Below are 14,267 nucleotides of genomic sequence, written 5' to 3'. Positions count from 1 at the left end.
CCACCCCACCCACCCCCCACCCCACCCCGGCCGATCATGGAGTTGTGGTGGGGGACAAGTCACTCGACTATCCCCAAGACGGGCACCACAACTCCATGATCGACGCGGTGAGACGTTGCTGCCCGGCCGTTCCTGGGGAACGGCCGGGCAGTTTCCGGTGTGGTGACAGTCAGGCCAGCTGGGCTCGTTGCCGGCGGACGAGGTACCAGCCACCGAGGGTGACCAGCACCAGCAGGGCGAACCCGCCGACCGTGTAGACCAGCCAACTCGGCCCGGTGCCCGTCGCGACAGTCATCGGGGCCGCGACGGGCAGGACGATCGTCCCGGTCGCGGTGCGTTCCACGGTGCCGCTGGCGAGCTTCGCGTGCACCTCCCAGGTGCCGGCGGGCAGCGCCTGGTTGACCTCGATCCGCACCTGGCCGCGCTGGCCGGGCAGGATCGTCACGCCGTTGGTCACCTTGAACGGCCCGGCCTGGACCGCTGCCTTGGTCAGCGACAGGGTGCCGGTCATGTCCAGTGCGCGTTCGCCGGTATTGGTGACCTCTGCGGTGACCACGGGGAACTCGCCGGTGCCGGGCTCCGCGGCCAACCCGTCGATGCGGAAGTCCGTCGGCGGCTCACCACCCGGACCGACGTCGAGGTAGACCCGGATGCCCACCCGGTGGATCTGGGTGACGTTGCCGGTGCGCTCCGTCGCGCTGGTGACCTGCGCCCAGATCGCCGCGTAGCGCTCGCCCTTCGATGCCTTCTTCGGGACGGCGATCTCGACCTCGACCGGCCGTCGCTCGCCGGGGTCCAGCTCGATCGCGGCGGTCTTCAGGCGGATCCAACCGCTGAGCTCGTTTCCGGTTCGCCCCTCGGGCACGGCGAAGGCGTTGTTCTCGACGGACGCGGCGCCGGAGTAGAACTCGACCTTTTGCGTCGCACCGGAGGTGTTCTGCACTTCGGCGCGGCGGTTGATCGTCGTTCCCGGCTTGAGGTGATCCACGATGTAGACCTGGGCACGGGGGTCCTGCACCCGACTGGCGGGGATGTCCAGCATCCGGATGCTGATCGCGGCTTCGTCGGCCGGCTCCTGTCGCTGCTCCCGCACGGCAACGGCTGGCGCCGCCGAAACCCCGAGCGCCACGAGGGCGACCGAGGCCAGCAGCGCCAGCCGGCCGAGCGGCTCAGAACACCGAATGTGTCACCGTCCCCGTGTAGACACCCTGGACGGTGCCGGTCGGCACGTTAACCGACAGGGTGGGGTTCCAGGAGGCGAAGTTGTTGCCGGTGCCGCCGGTGTGGGTCATCGCCGTTTGGGGGACGTTGATGATCACTTGCTGGGCGGCGGTCGGCTGACCCGGTGTGAAGGTGCCGCCACCAGCGGTCGCCGTCGCGGGGCCGGACCAGTACAGGACGTTGATGTTGGGGATCGTCTCCCCGGAGGAACCGCCGCCGGTGACGAAGTCGGTGGAGATGACGTTGGCGGTCCAGTTGGGGGTGAGCGCCCCGCGCTGATCCAGCACGGTGACCGGGCCTAGCTGACCGGTGATGGTCGAGCCCTCCACGCCGTGCCCGATGTTCGCCGTCGCCGGCACCGTGATCGCCAGACCACCTGCGGCGTCGACGGTGAGGGTCACGATCGTGTCGCCCGTGGTGTCCGCGGCGGCCGGCCCGGCGAGCGCGACGACGGCGGCGACACCGGCCATACCCGCGAGAAGCTTTCTACGCATCGAGTCTCCTTTGTCCTAAAGAACCCATAGGAAGCTCTTTGAGACTAACTACGCAAAACACCCAACGTGGGACGAATAACGCCAGCGTCACCCGGTGGTCTGGCGGTGCTCGTGCACGAGCTTTCGGTGACAAGCGTCGCGTGCTCGTGGCCGTCTCGCAGGGCGTGCACAGTAAGGGCTCGGCGCCGCTTCCGACGCCGAGCCCTGGGGGCGGATTTCAGGCCGGAACCACGTACGGGAACGCGGCGGCACGAGCGGCCTTGGTCACGTCCGAGGTGAGGCCGGACGTGGTGCCGGTGTTGAGGACCAGGGAGAACATCACCTCGGGTGCGTTGTCGGCCAGAGCGCGGCCGTTGCGGACCGCGAAGCCGAAGTTCGCGGCCGTGCCGACCTTGTACGACAGCAGGTCGGGGTAGAGCTGCCGGGCGACGCTCCAGCCGTACGCCTGCGGGTCCGGTGCGGTGCCGTTCGCCTTGACGACCCCGGCGACCGCGTTCGCGATCTCCTCGCCGCCTTCGGTGAGGTCGACGCCGGGGTGCCGGAAGTTGGCCGGGTCCGAGAAATCGGTGTCGTGCGGCCAGAAGATCGGCCACATCATGGGGTGGCCGGCGCGGTTGATCTGCCGCCATCCGCCAGCGTCGGTGGCCAGCAGGGTGCGGCACCACACGCCGATCTCGGTGCCGTCGCGCAGCAGCGGCTCGTCATGGGAGACCTCCAGGACGATCGACTCGACGGTCGTGCCGGCGAAGCTGTTCTTGGCCTGGTCGACCCGCCACGCCGAGCGGTCCACCCGCGAACCGTTCTTGACCGCGCCGTTGATGGTGGCGAGTTCGTCGAGGTCGATGAAGAAGGGGTCGGCGATCCGCCCGGCCCAGATCCGGACGTTGCTGCCGGTGCACACCTCGCCGGTCCGCCCCTCGGCGACGGGGGTGCCCATCGCGGCGTCGTCGCGGGCGTCGGCTCCGGTGAGTTCGTAGAGCTGGAGGGCCTGCCTGGCGTCGCCGTCCGGCTCGCCGAAGGCGAATCGATAGGTCAGGTCCTCCAGCTCCGTACCGTTGATATGGATCTTGATCTCGTAGCGTGCCTCGGCGTGGAAGCCGCGTTTGATGTCAGCCTTGGTCACCGAGCTGTTGACGTCCATGACGAACACCGTGGCGCGGTCGCCGTTGAAGACGTACAGGTCGTCGATGTAGAGCTGACCGCCCTGGGCGGCGAGGGGGGTGTCGAGGTGGTGCGACATGTGCTCACTCCCAGAATGCCGGATTTCGAACCAATCCGACCATAGTGGGCGTAAGCCTGGCCTCCCCGCTCATCGCGCCAATCTAGGCCCGCCGAGGTGCGCGGAGAGGCTCCACGACGGCGGGCCGTCCGCGCTGTTCTCGGACGGCCCACCCACTCGTGCTCGCGTCGTCAGATGCGAGACCATTTCTGGTTGGCCGCGCCGAGGCAGTCCCACAGGTGCAGCTTGCCGCCGTTGTTGGGGTTGGCCTCCCGCACGTCCACGCACCTGTTGGAGTTGAGGTTGACCAGGTCGCCGGCGGCGTTGAGGGTGAAGCGTTGTGCCGTGTTGCCGTTGCAGCTGACCAGGTTGACCTCGGTGCCGTTGGCGGTGCCGGCCCAGGCCGGGTCCATGCACTTGCCCATCGCGCGGATGGTCCCGTCGGAGGCGAAGGTCCAGCTCTGAGCCGCTGAGGTGTTGCAGTCCCAGATCTGGAGTTTGGCGCCCTCGACCGGGTTGGCGCTGGGGATGTCGATGCAGCGACCGCTCTGCGCTCCTCTGATCCGGCTGGTGCCGGGCGTCGGGTTGCCCCCGCCCGAGGTGTAGCTGGACACCCGGACGTAGTCGACGAGCATCTGCTGCGGGAACTGCGTCGAGCCGTCCGGGTAGCCGGGCCAGTTGCCGCCGACCGCCACGTTCAGGATCATGAAGAAGGGGTGGTCGAACACCCAACGGCTGCCGCCGAGCCGGGCGGGATCGACCCGGTGGAACTGCACGCCGTCGAGGTACCACGTGATCACGTTCGGCTCCCAGTCCACCTGGTAGGTGTGGAAGCCGTCGGCGAGCGGCGAGGAGAGACTGCGGCTGCCGGTGATGCCGCCGCCGCCGGAGTAGCCGGGCCCATGCACGGTGCCGTAGACGGTGTTGGGCTCCCGGCCGATGTTCTCCATGACGTCGATCTCGCCAGCGTCGGGCCATCCGCCGCCGGTGCCGAGCATCCAGAAGGCCGGCCAGATGCCCTGACCACGCGGGATCTTGATCCGGGCCTCGAATCGCCCGTACGTCTGGGTGAAGGTCGCCGCTGTCAGCAGCCGCGCCGACGTGTACTCGCAGCGCCCGTAGTGGCACTGGTAGTTGCCGGGATTGTCCCGACGGGCGGTGATGACCAGGTTGCCCTGGCCGTCGTGGACGGCGTTGCTGGTGCTGTTGGTGTAGTACTGCCGCTCGTTGTTGCCCCAGCCGCCGCCGCCGATGTCGAACCGCCATTTGTTCTGGTCGACGGGCGTGCCGGCGGGGGAGTTGAACTCGTCCTGCCAGCTGATCGGGCCGATGGCGGCCTCGGCCCGGTCGGGGTGCGCCGGGACGGCGAGCGCCGTCGTGGTCGCGACGAGGGCGACCGCCAGGAGTACGAGGGGGCGAAAGCGGAGGCTGGGTCGGGCTGTGAACACGGGAGGCTCCTCAGCGTGGGGGGTGGCGGAGGCTGCGCAGTGGGATGGAGAGCGCTCTCTAGAGCGAAGCATGTCGATATCGTCGCTTTCTGTCAAGAGTGTTTCCAATATCACGAGATGGGCGGCGCTGACCCATCGAAGAAATTCGGCGTGGCCGAGCATTACTCGATAGCGGTCGAATCGACCCTTCCTATTGCCGTGGGGTGTCCAGGCGGGACAGGATGACGAGGCGTGCCGGAAACGTTCCCGTAACCTGCGCGCTGCTGGTCTCTGTCACAAGGAAGTGGGAGTCAGTCATGAGCGAGGCGTCGACGGCGCTGGGTGTGCGCCTTTACCCGGATCTGGTCGAGCGGGGTGGTCTGGCCCCCGCGCTCATCGAAACCGCTGCCCGCCACGGGCTCGATGTCGGCCGGGTTACCGCGCCGGAGCAGGGGCGGGCCCGGTTCACCTGCGCCGAGCTGCACTCCGACGAGGGCGTGATCTGCGTGGGGCTGGGGTCACAGGCCCGATACTTCATGATCGACCTTCGCGTCGCGGGCGAGGTCCTCGCGCGCGGTGACGTCATGGACCTGATGCAGGTCGCCCAGGTGGCCGCGGCCTGGCGGGCCGGCCTGACGTTCGCCGAGCTGACCGCCCGGTTCCCGTTCATGGAGGAGATCAAGCACCGCCCGGCGCCGGTGGCCCAGGTCAGCTAGCCCCGGCCGGGCAGGTCAGCAACGCAGCCGAGGTGGCAGTGGTGACTCGGTGCCGACCGCACGGTTGAGGTAGGTCGACTGGGCGAAGGCGACGAAGCGTTGCGCGTCGGTCGCCGTGGAGGCCAGTCCGAACGAGACACGGACCGCGCCGCCCGTCGGCAGACGCAGCGCGGTGAGGTACTTGTCGATCGTGTCGGCCCCCGCCAACAGTCGCCGCCGCGTCGACGTCCGGCTGATCCCGAACGCGCCCTCGCCCGCGCCCGGGTTGCAGAAACAGCCGGTACGCAGGGAGAGACCGGCCGCTGCGGCCTCCCGCGCGACGAGCCGTTCGTCGACAAGCGTGCCGTCCGGGTGGCGCAGGTTGAACGTCACCGTGCCGCCGCGCCCCGCACCCGTTGTCGGCCCGTACACCTGGACCAGTGGCCCGCCGGTGTCGTGCCGCAGCGTGGTCAGCCGCTCCAGCAGCCATTCGGTGAGCAGGCCGACCCGGGCGTGGACGAGGTCCACGCCGATCGAGTCGAGCCAGCGCAACCCGAACTCCACGTCCGGGATGCTCAGGAAGTTGAGCGTGCCGTCCTCGAACGCCGACTCGTCGTCCATCGGCCGGTGCCAGTCGCCCTGCACGCTTACCGCGCGGATCGTGCCGCCGGCGAACCAGGGCCGGCGCAGCCGGGCCAGCGCGTCACGGCGGGCCAGCAACGCGCCGACCCCGGTGGGGTAGCCGAAGAGCTTGTACCAGCTCAGGCACACGAAATCCGGCCGGACGACGCTGAGGTCCAGTCGGTTCGTCGGCGCGAAGGCGGCAGCGTCGAGCAGCACGTCGTAGCCCTGCTGGTGGGCCAACTCCACCCAGCTCAGCGGGTGCTGCACCCCGGAGAAGTTGCTCTGCGCCGGGTAGGCGAACAGCCCGCGACGACCCGGCCGACCCCACCGACGGGCCAGGCGGTGCCGGCCGGCGTCGAACGCCGTGACCAGGTCAGACTCGGCGACCCGCAGCTCCGGCCCGCTCAGCGGCACATAGCGGACGGACGCGCCGGCTGACCGGGCGTACTCGCGGATGCCGTTGACCGAGTTGTGGTTGTCCCAGGTCAGCACCAGCGGCGTGGCCCGGCCGAAGTCGTACGCCTCGCCGACCAGCCGGCAGGCGCCGCTCGCGTTGGGGGTGAAGACGACCGCGTACTCGGCCGGGTCGGCGTGGAAGAAGTCGAGCACCGCGCGTCGCGCCGTCTCCACAAGCGAAGCCGCCGCCGCGCTGGTGGGGTTCTCCGAGTGCGGGTTGCTGTACAGGCCGGCGAGCAGCCGATCGTGATGCTCGCGCACCTGGGCCTGGGCCACCACCCCGGCGCCGGCGTAGTCGAGGTACACCTGCCCGTCGGTGTCCAGGTGTCGATATTCGGTGGCGCGCAGCTCGTCGATCCGGCCGGTGGCGGCGTACCCCGGCAGCGCTGTGGGGGAGGCGTGCGAGGTCGGCTCAGGACGCACGGCGGGAGTCCCGTCGTGCGAGGACCGCCCAGGTCGCGCTCAGGAAGAGCACCACGAAACCGCCGAGCACCAGCCAGTCGACCCACACCGGCCGGGAGAAGCTGTCGCCGTACGTGGCCAGCAGCGGCGGGCCGAGCGGGGAGCCACCCTCGCGCCAGAGCCGCTCCACCCCGGCGGTGTGCCCCAGCCCCTCGAACGCCCACCTGTTCGACATCGCGTAGCTGAGCCACTGACCGCCGACCGCCATGGCCGGGACCGGCAGGATCGCGCCGACGAACAGCACCTGCGGGAAACAGAGCATCGGCAGCATGAGCGTCGCCTGGGCCGCGTCGGACACGGCCGCCGAGCAGAGCAGGCCGAGGGCGAGCGCCGCCGCCGAGGAGAGCAGCAGGGTCGCGTACAGGGCGGCGAAGTCGGCGCCGCCGACCGGCGGCAGCCGGTCGATGCCGCGCAGCACCCCGAGCAGGGCCAGGTCCACGAGGGCCAGCAGCGGCAGCAGCACCGCGACCTTCGCCAACAGGTACGGAACCAGCCGGACACCGGCCAGCCGCTCCCGGCGCAGGATCGGCAGCTCGGTGCAGATCTGTAGTAGCCCGTAGGTCAGCCCGAAGAAGAAGCCGCCGAACGCGATCCAGAACAGGATCATCACGGTCACCGTCGGGCTGGGACTTGTCGGCTCGAACGCCCCCGGACGGAACAGCAGCGCGAACATGGCGAGCACCATCAGCGGGGAGCCGAGCAGGATCGCCAGGGTCAGCCGGTTGCGCACGACGATCTCCGCGTTGCGCGCGGTGAGGACGCCCCACTGGCGTAGCCGGCCGACGCTCCGGGGCCTCGGCGCGGCGATGTCACAATCGTCGGTGGTGCGGGCCGGCGGATCGGCGTCGCGCTGCAGCTCGGCGAAGCGATCGGGCCACTCGGCGGGATGCGTCGCCTCGTCGAGCCGCAGGTGCACCTCGACGAGGGACCGCAGGCCGAAGAACTCCCGGGCGGCGGCGGGGGTGCCGCTGAACGCCAGACGGCCCTGCCGGGTCAGCACGACGACCCGGTCGCAATGGTCCACATCGGTGACCTGATGGGTGGTGAGCACGACGGCGGCTCCCGTGTCGGCGATCGCGCGCAGCACCCGGAGCAGCTCCACGGCGATCGCCGGGTCCAAGCCGGAGGTGGGCTCGTCCAGGAAGAACACGCCGGGCCTGGTGAGCAGCTCGACGGCGATGCTGGCGCGCTTGCGTTCACCGCCACTGAGCAGGCCGACCGGCGTGGCGGCCCGTTCGGTGAGCCGCAGCTCGGCGAGCACCTCCGCGACCCGGTCACCGATCTCGGTCGGCCCGGTGGCGGAGGGCAGGCGCAGCCGGGCGGCGTAGCGCAGGGTGCGGGCCAGGGGCAGCTCCCGGTGGATGATGTCGTCCTGCGGGACGACACCGATGGCGATGTCGTCCTGCGGGACGACACCGATGGCGCCCGCCGTGGCGATGCCGTCGTACGTCACGGTGCCCGCCGTCGGGGTCCGTACCCCGGCGAGTATCTCCAGCAGGGTGGTCTTGCCGGCACCGCTGGCGCCGATGATGGCGACCAGCTCTCCCGGCGCAATGCCCAGCGAGATGTCGTGCAGGATCTGGCGACCGCTGCGGACGCGTTGGCCCAGCCCCCGAGCGGCGATGCCGACACCGGCACGTGGGGGAGACGTGGTCTGCTCGGTAGTCATGTCGAGTGCTCGATCCGGTCGGGGAGTGAGCCACCTAAATATCGCGCCACGCCGATGTTACTGACCGCCCGCGCAGTACGCGGAACCACCGCAGCTCGTCGACGGCCAGGATGGGTGTCGTTCTGGCCCGGCAGGCATGAATGGCCCACCCGGGGGAAGACCGGCCGTTCCGCCGCCGAACAGGAGAGCCGGGATGAGAGCCGTCGTCTACCAGGACGTCCGGACCGTCGCGGTGCGGGAGGTGCCGGACGCGACGTTGGAGGCGGAGACCGACGCTCTCGTGCGGATCACCGCCACCGCCCTGTGCGGCACCGACCTGCACATGTACGACGGACGGACCAGCGCCGAGCCCGGCCTGGTGCTCGGTCACGAACCGCTGGGCGTGGTGCAGGAGGTGGGCGCCGCGGTGCAGACCGTCCGACCGGGCACCCGGGTGGTGATCCCCACGCACCTGTTCTGCGGGACGTGTGTCATGTGTGCTCGCGGGCTCTCGGCGGCCTGTCTGCGGGCTCGGGCCGAGGGGCCGGGCGCGGCGTACGGCTACGCCGGAATGGGCCCCTACCGGGGTGCGCAGGCAGAACTGCTGCGAGTGCCGTGGGCCGACGCCAACTGCGTACCCCTGCCCGGGGAGCCGGGGGACGCGTACGAGGACGACTTCGTGCTGCTCGCCGACGCGTTCGTCACCGGGTGGCACGCCGCCGCCACCCTCGCCGAAGTCGAGCCCGGCGACACCGTGGCGGTGTTCGGCGCCGGTGCCGTCGGTCTGCTCGGCGCGTACTCGGCGCTGCTGCGCGGTGCCCGGGTCGTGTACTCCGTCGACGGGGTCGACGCCCGACTCGACAAGGCCGGCGAGATCGGCGCGGTGCCGATCGACTTTCGCCGGGGCGACCCGGTCGAGCAGATCCGCGCCGACCGGGCCCGGACCGGGCTGCCGCTGGGTGAGGAGAAGCTGGGCGGGGTCGACAAGGTCATCGACGCGGTCGGGTTCCAGGCCCGCGACCGGGAGCACCCCGACCGGGAGTGTCCGAACCAGGTCATCTCCGACGCGTCCCGGCTGGTCAACGCCGCTGGCGCGATCGCCGTCGCGGGCGTGTACCCGGACCGGGACCCGCACCCCGGCCCCGGCGCGGACGGCCACGAGAACCTGGTCGCGCCGTGGGGAGCGCTGTTCAGCAAGGGGGTCACGGTCCGATTCGGCCGCACCCACGACCGCCGTTACACGACGCTGCTGCGGGATCTGGTCGTCGCGGGCCGAGCCCGCCCCAGCATGATCGTCACCCACCACGGCACCCTCGCCGACGCTCCCGAGCTCTACCGGAGCTTCGACCGGCGGGAGCACGGTGTGATCAAGGCGGTGCTGCACCCCCGCTGACGGGTCGGCGCGCGAGACGGTGTGTCGTCACGAACCGCGCTTAACGGACGCTAGGGCGCTGACCCGTCGTCCGGTGCCGTCTCGTCAAAGTGGCAATGGCTGATGCGTGGCGTCGGTAGAGGCGTGGGTCACATCAGCGGTCCGAGGGTCGCGGTGGCACCTGGCGTACGGGGACGGGCCGACACCCAATCAAGATCGTTCGATGGTGCGGGGTGTGCGCTGCGCCACCCGACGCCGCACCCTGAGCGTGTCTTGCCTGGTGGGAAAGCCGTGGGCAACGGTCGGGGTCGATCGGCGTGTTGTCCCAGGTCGGCGTGGGTTTCGCGGTTGGTCCTGGGGCATCGCGAGGGGCTACGGTGGCCGCTGGGGCAAGCGAACACTCTGCTACATCTATATTGCCGTATTGTTACCTTTTCAACAGTCCCTCGCCTTGCGGATGGCCCACCGGCCGCAATACGTTGCCGTCAACAACAAACCAAGTGAAGGTTCAACCTTCCGGAGGCAACCGATGACGTTGGCGAGGTGGTACGAGCGATGAGCGACGTGCCGACCCTCCTTGAGATGCGTTCCATCACCAAGGAGTTCCCCGGAGTCAAGGCCCTCTCCGACGTCAACCTGGTGGTTCGCGCCGGCGAGATCCATGCCATCTGCGGTGAGAACGGTGCGGGCAAGTCCACGCTGATGAAGGTGCTCAGCGGGGTCTACCCACACGGCACCTACGACGGCAAGATCGTTTACCAGGGGTCGGAGAGCAAGTTCTCCGACATCCGGGCAAGCGAGAAGGCCGGAATCGTGATCATCCACCAGGAGCTCGCGCTCATTCCAGGGATGTCGATCGCCGAGAACATCTTCCTCGGCAACGAACCGCGCAAGCGGGGCGCGATCGACTGGAAGGCCGCGAACCGGATGGCGCTGGACCTGATGGCCCGGGTCGGTCTGGAAGAAGACCCGGACACTCTGATCAAGGACATCGGCGTCGGCAAGCAGCAGCTCGTGGAGATCGCCAAGGCGTTCGCCAAGGACGTGAAGCTGCTCATCCTCGACGAGCCCACCGCAGCTCTCAACGAGGCCGACTCCCGCCACCTGCTCGACCTGCTGCGTGGGTTCCGTTCCCGCGGCGTCACCTCGATCATCATCTCGCACAAGCTGAACGAGATCGAGGCGATCGCCGACCAGATCACGATCCTGCGTGACGGCCGGACCGTGGAGACCCTCGACGTCAAGGCGGACGGGGTCGACGAGGACCGGATCGTGCGGGGCATGGTCGGCCGCGAGCTGAGCAGCCGGTTCCCGGACCACACCCCGAAGATCGGCGAGGTCTTCTTCGAGGTCCGCAACTGGAACGTGCGCCACCCGATCTCCGCCGACCGGCAGGTCTGCAAGAACGAGAGCTTCGTGGTGCGCCGCGGCGAGATCGTCGGCTTCGCCGGTCTGATGGGTGCGGGCCGCACGGAGCTCGCGATGAGTGTCTTCGGCCGCTCCTACGGGGTGTACGAGTCGGGCACGATCATCAAGGACGGCAAGGAGATCGTCCTGAAGTCGGTGGCGGACGCCATCGACCACGGCCTCGCCTACGTCAGCGAGGACCGCAAGGCGATCGGCCTCAACCTGCTCGATGACATCAAGTCGTCGACGGTGGCCGCCAAGCTGTCCAAGATCTCGCACCGCGGCGTCCTGAGCGAGGTCGAGGAGTACCAGGCGGCTGAGGCGTACCGCAAGGAGTTGCGGACCAAGGCCCCGACTGTCGACGAGAACGTCGGCAAGCTCTCCGGCGGTAACCAGCAGAAGGTCGTCCTGGCCAAGTGGATGTTCACCGACCCGGACCTGCTGATCCTCGACGAGCCGACGCGCGGCATCGACGTGGGTGCCAAGTACGAGATCTACGGCATCATCCAGCGGCTCGCCGAGCAGGGGAAGGGCGTCGTCGTCATCTCCTCCGAGTTGCCTGAGCTGATCGGGCTCTGCGACCGCATCTACACCGTGTTCGAAGGCGCCATCACGGGCGAGATCGCCCGCGCGGACGCCACCCCGGAAACCCTCATGAAGCAGATGACCTCGACGAAGAAGATGCTGACACGATGAGCCGATTGAAGGACCTTCAGAAGAACCTGTTCGGAGGCACCACCTCCAACGCTCGCCAGTTCGGGATGATCTTCACCCTGGTGGCGATCGTCGTCCTGTTCCAGATCCTGACCGATGGCCTCACCCTGCGGTCGGACAACCTGATCGCGCTGTTCCAGCAGAATTCGTACATTCTGATTCTGGCCATCGGCATGCTCATGGTGATCGTGGCTGGGCACATCGACCTCTCGGTCGGCTCTGTCGCCGCCTTCGCGGGCATCCTGGTGGCCAAGTCGATGACCGAGTGGGACCTGCCCTGGCCCGCCGCCATCGTGTTCGGCCTCGCCATCGGCGCGATCATCGGCGCCTGGCAGGGCTTCTGGGTGGCGTACATCGGGGTGCCGGCGTTCATCGTCACCCTGGCCGGGATGCTGCTGTTCCGTGGTGGCAACCAGTACATCGGTAACGCCAACACGATCCCGGTGCCGGAGGGCTTCCGGGAGATCGGCTCCGGCTTCCTGCCTGAGTTCGGCCCGAACACCGGCTACAACAACGGGACGCTGCTGCTCGGTCTGGTCGCGGCGCTCGCCGTGGTCTGGCGTGAGCTGCAGGCCCGCAAGACCCGCCGGGCCATGGACGCCGACCCGGCGCCCATGTGGGTCTCGATCCTGCGGATGGCCGTCATGGTCGGCGTGATCGCCTTCGCGGCGCTGCGCTTCGCCAGCGGCCGGGTCGGCACCAGCTTCCCGATCTCCGGGCTGATCCTGGTGGTGCTGGTGATCGCGTACTCCTTCTACACCCGCAACACGGCCGGTGGCCGGCACATCTACGCGGTGGGCGGCAACTCCCGGGCGGCCGAGCTGTCCGGCGTGAAGCTCAAGCGGGTCAACTTCTTCGTCATGATGAACATGTCCGTCCTGGCCTCGCTGGCCGGCATGATCTTCGTGGCCCGTTCGGCGGCCTCCGGGCCGCAGGACGGCAACGGCTGGGAGCTGGACGCCATCGCCGCGGTCTTCATCGGTGGCGCGGCCGTCGCCGGCGGTATCGGCACCATCAGCGGCTCGATCGTCGGTGGTCTCGTCATGGCCGTGCTCAACAACGGCCTGCAGCTGATGGGCGTCGGCACCGACCGCGTCCAGATCATCAAGGGCCTGGTCCTGCTGCTGGCCGTCGCGATCGACGTCTACAACAAGAGCCAGGGGCGGTTCTCCATCGTCGGAAGTCTGATGCGGCCGTTCCGCCGCGAGGACTCCGTACCCCCCGCCTCACCGCCGGACGCGGAGCGCGAGCCCGCCAAGGCAGCGGTGTCCGGCTGACGGTCACCGACCTCACCACCCCGTTTTACCTTCCAGAAAGGCAAGCCCTCACATGCGTAAATTCTTTGGCACGTCGGTGGTCGCCGTTGGCGCCGCCGCCATGCTGGCCCTCGCGGGCTGCGGCTCCGGCCGTGACGGTGACACCGGCACCAAGGGCGAGGCCAAGGGCTTCGCGGCGAACTCGCTGATCGGCGTGGCGCTGCCGGCCAAGACCTCGGAGAACTGGGTCCTCGCTGGTGACCTGTTCACCAACGGCCTCAAGGACGCCGGCTTCCAGGGTGAGGTGCAGTACGCCGGTGCGTCGACCACGGTCGCCGACCAGCAGGCCCAGATCACCGCCCTGGTCACCAAGGGCGCCAAGGTCATCATCATCGGCGCGACCGACGCCGCGCAGCTCTCGACCCAGGTCGCCGCGGCCCACCAGGCCGGCGTCAAGGTCATCGCGTACGACCGGCTCATCACCAACACGCCGGACCTCGACTACTACGTCGCGTTCGACAACTTCAAGGTCGGCCAGCTCCAGGGCCAGGCCCTGCTGGACGGCATGAAGGCCAAGAAGCCGAACGGCCCGTACAACATCGAGCTCTTCTCCGGCTCGCCGGACGACAACAACGCCGGTGTCTTCTTCAACGGCGCGATGGACGTGCTCAAGCCGGAGATCGACAAGGGCAACGTGGTCGTCGCCTCGGGTCAGAAGGACGTCAAGCAGACCGCCATCCAGGGCTGGAAGCCCGAGGGTGCCCAGGCCCGCATGGACCAGCTGCTGACCTCGACCTACGGCAACAAGGAGCTGGACGGCGTCCTCTCCCCGAACGACACGCTGGCCCGCGCGATCCTGACCTCGGTCAAGGGTGCTGGCAAGCCGACCCCGGTCGTCACCGGTCAGGACTCCGAGGTTGAGTCGGTCAAGTCGATCATGGCTGGTCAGCAGTACATGACGATCAACAAGGACACCCGCAACCTGGTGAAGGAGACCATCAACATGGTCAAGGCTCTCCAGGCCGGCAACGCCCCGCAGGTGAACGACACCAAGTCCTACAACAACGGCAGCAAGGTCGTCGACACGTTCCTGCTCCCGCCGGTCGCCGTCACCAAGGCGAACGCGGCTGAGGCGTACGCCACCGACCCGAAGCTCGCGCCGCTCACCAAGTAATCACCGCACGGTAGGCAGTAACGCCGATGGGTCCCGGGTCTCCTCTACCGGGACCCATCGTCGTCTCCGCACCCCCGCGCCCATCGGCACCGACCCGG

At 68.9% G+C, this 14,267-nt stretch carries 11 protein-coding genes; 5 read left to right on the top strand and 6 right to left on the bottom strand.

Features of this window, described 5'->3' with window-relative positions; genetic code table 11:
• Window positions 1-169: 169 nt before the first annotated feature.
• From IF46_RS0117100 to IF46_RS0117085, 4 genes are all read right to left on the bottom strand, one after another.
• Window positions 170-1,093 (bottom strand): hypothetical protein, encoded by a 924-nt coding sequence (locus tag IF46_RS0117100; protein WP_051723968.1) that lies wholly within the window; start codon window positions 1,091-1,093, stop codon window positions 170-172.
• Window positions 1,094-1,169: 76 nt separating this feature from the next.
• The gene (locus IF46_RS0117095) at window positions 1,170-1,715 is read right to left on the bottom strand and encodes a hypothetical protein (protein WP_030489352.1); all 546 of its coding nucleotides are present in this window, start codon (window positions 1,713-1,715) and stop codon (window positions 1,170-1,172) included.
• A 217-nt stretch (window positions 1,716-1,932) separates the two neighbouring features.
• Entirely contained in the window at window positions 1,933-2,955 is a 1,023-nt protein-coding gene (locus IF46_RS0117090) for a DUF4331 family protein (protein WP_030489351.1), read from the bottom strand.
• A 170-nt stretch (window positions 2,956-3,125) separates the two neighbouring features.
• A complete protein-coding gene (locus IF46_RS0117085) occupies window positions 3,126-4,382 on the bottom strand; it encodes a glycoside hydrolase family 16 protein (RefSeq protein WP_030489350.1) in 1,257 nt (418 codons plus the stop codon).
• Between the two features lie 296 nt (window positions 4,383-4,678).
• On the opposite strand from IF46_RS0117085, the gene IF46_RS0117080 reads away from it, so the two are divergent.
• Window positions 4,679-5,077, top strand: coding sequence for a hypothetical protein (locus tag IF46_RS0117080; protein ID WP_030489349.1), 399 nt, complete (start codon window positions 4,679-4,681; stop codon window positions 5,075-5,077).
• 15 nt (window positions 5,078-5,092) lie between these two features.
• Here IF46_RS0117080 and IF46_RS0117075 read toward each other — a convergent pair whose 3' ends face one another.
• Both IF46_RS0117075 and IF46_RS0117070 read right to left on the bottom strand, forming a co-directional pair.
• Window positions 5,093-6,559, bottom strand: coding sequence for an aminotransferase class V-fold PLP-dependent enzyme (locus IF46_RS0117075; protein WP_084597933.1), 1,467 nt, complete (start codon window positions 6,557-6,559; stop codon window positions 5,093-5,095).
• Complete coding sequence (locus IF46_RS0117070; RefSeq protein WP_036392294.1) at window positions 6,549-8,267, bottom strand: ATP-binding cassette domain-containing protein; 1,719 nt, start codon at window positions 8,265-8,267, stop codon at window positions 6,549-6,551. Before IF46_RS0117070 ends, IF46_RS0117075 begins: the two co-directional genes overlap by 11 nt.
• Before the next feature lie 193 nt (window positions 8,268-8,460).
• Between IF46_RS0117070 and IF46_RS0117065 the strand changes: the two genes are divergently transcribed.
• The 4 genes from IF46_RS0117065 (at window position 8,461) to IF46_RS0117050 (ending at window position 14,169) form a co-directional block, all read left to right on the top strand.
• Window positions 8,461-9,639, top strand: a complete 1,179-nt coding sequence (locus tag IF46_RS0117065; protein ID WP_030489346.1) for a glutathione-independent formaldehyde dehydrogenase — start codon at window positions 8,461-8,463, stop codon at window positions 9,637-9,639.
• Between the two features lie 534 nt (window positions 9,640-10,173).
• A complete protein-coding gene (mmsA, locus tag IF46_RS0117060) occupies window positions 10,174-11,721 on the top strand; it encodes a multiple monosaccharide ABC transporter ATP-binding protein (protein WP_030489345.1) in 1,548 nt (515 codons plus the stop codon).
• Window positions 11,718-13,016 carry a multiple monosaccharide ABC transporter permease gene (mmsB, locus tag IF46_RS0117055; RefSeq protein ID WP_030489344.1) on the top strand — a complete coding sequence of 433 codons (1,299 nt, stop codon included), beginning with the start codon at window positions 11,718-11,720 and terminating at the stop codon, window positions 13,014-13,016. Before mmsA ends, mmsB begins: the two co-directional genes overlap by 4 nt.
• Before the next feature lie 52 nt (window positions 13,017-13,068).
• Complete coding sequence (locus IF46_RS0117050) at window positions 13,069-14,169, top strand: sugar-binding protein (protein WP_030489343.1); 1,101 nt, start codon at window positions 13,069-13,071, stop codon at window positions 14,167-14,169.
• Window positions 14,170-14,267 lie beyond the last annotated feature (98 nt).

The organism is Micromonospora chokoriensis (assembly GCF_000718555.1).
Classification (GTDB): Bacteria; Actinomycetota; Actinomycetes; order Mycobacteriales; family Micromonosporaceae; genus Micromonospora; species Micromonospora chokoriensis_B.
This window is presented reverse-complemented; position numbering and strand designations above follow the sequence as displayed.

Bases quoted from the DNA above. Each gene is read 5' to 3' on its own strand.
- IF46_RS0117095 (WP_030489352.1), bottom strand. From the start codon at position 1,715: ATGCGTAGAAAGCTTCTCGCGGGTATGGCCGGTGTCGCCGCCGTCGTC.
- IF46_RS0117090 (WP_030489351.1), bottom strand. From the start codon at position 2,955: ATGTCGCACCACCTCGACACCCCCCTCGCCGCCCAGGGCGGTCAGCTC.
- IF46_RS0117080 (WP_030489349.1), top strand. From the start codon at position 4,679: ATGAGCGAGGCGTCGACGGCGCTGGGTGTGCGCCTTTACCCGGATCTG.
- IF46_RS0117070 (WP_036392294.1), bottom strand. From the start codon at position 8,267: ATGACTACCGAGCAGACCACGTCTCCCCCACGTGCCGGTGTCGGCATC.
- IF46_RS0117065 (WP_030489346.1), top strand. From the start codon at position 8,461: ATGAGAGCCGTCGTCTACCAGGACGTCCGGACCGTCGCGGTGCGGGAG.
- mmsA (WP_030489345.1), top strand. From the start codon at position 10,174: ATGAGCGACGTGCCGACCCTCCTTGAGATGCGTTCCATCACCAAGGAG.
- mmsB (WP_030489344.1), top strand. From the start codon at position 11,718: ATGAGCCGATTGAAGGACCTTCAGAAGAACCTGTTCGGAGGCACCACC.
- IF46_RS0117050 (WP_030489343.1), top strand. From the start codon at position 13,069: ATGCGTAAATTCTTTGGCACGTCGGTGGTCGCCGTTGGCGCCGCCGCC.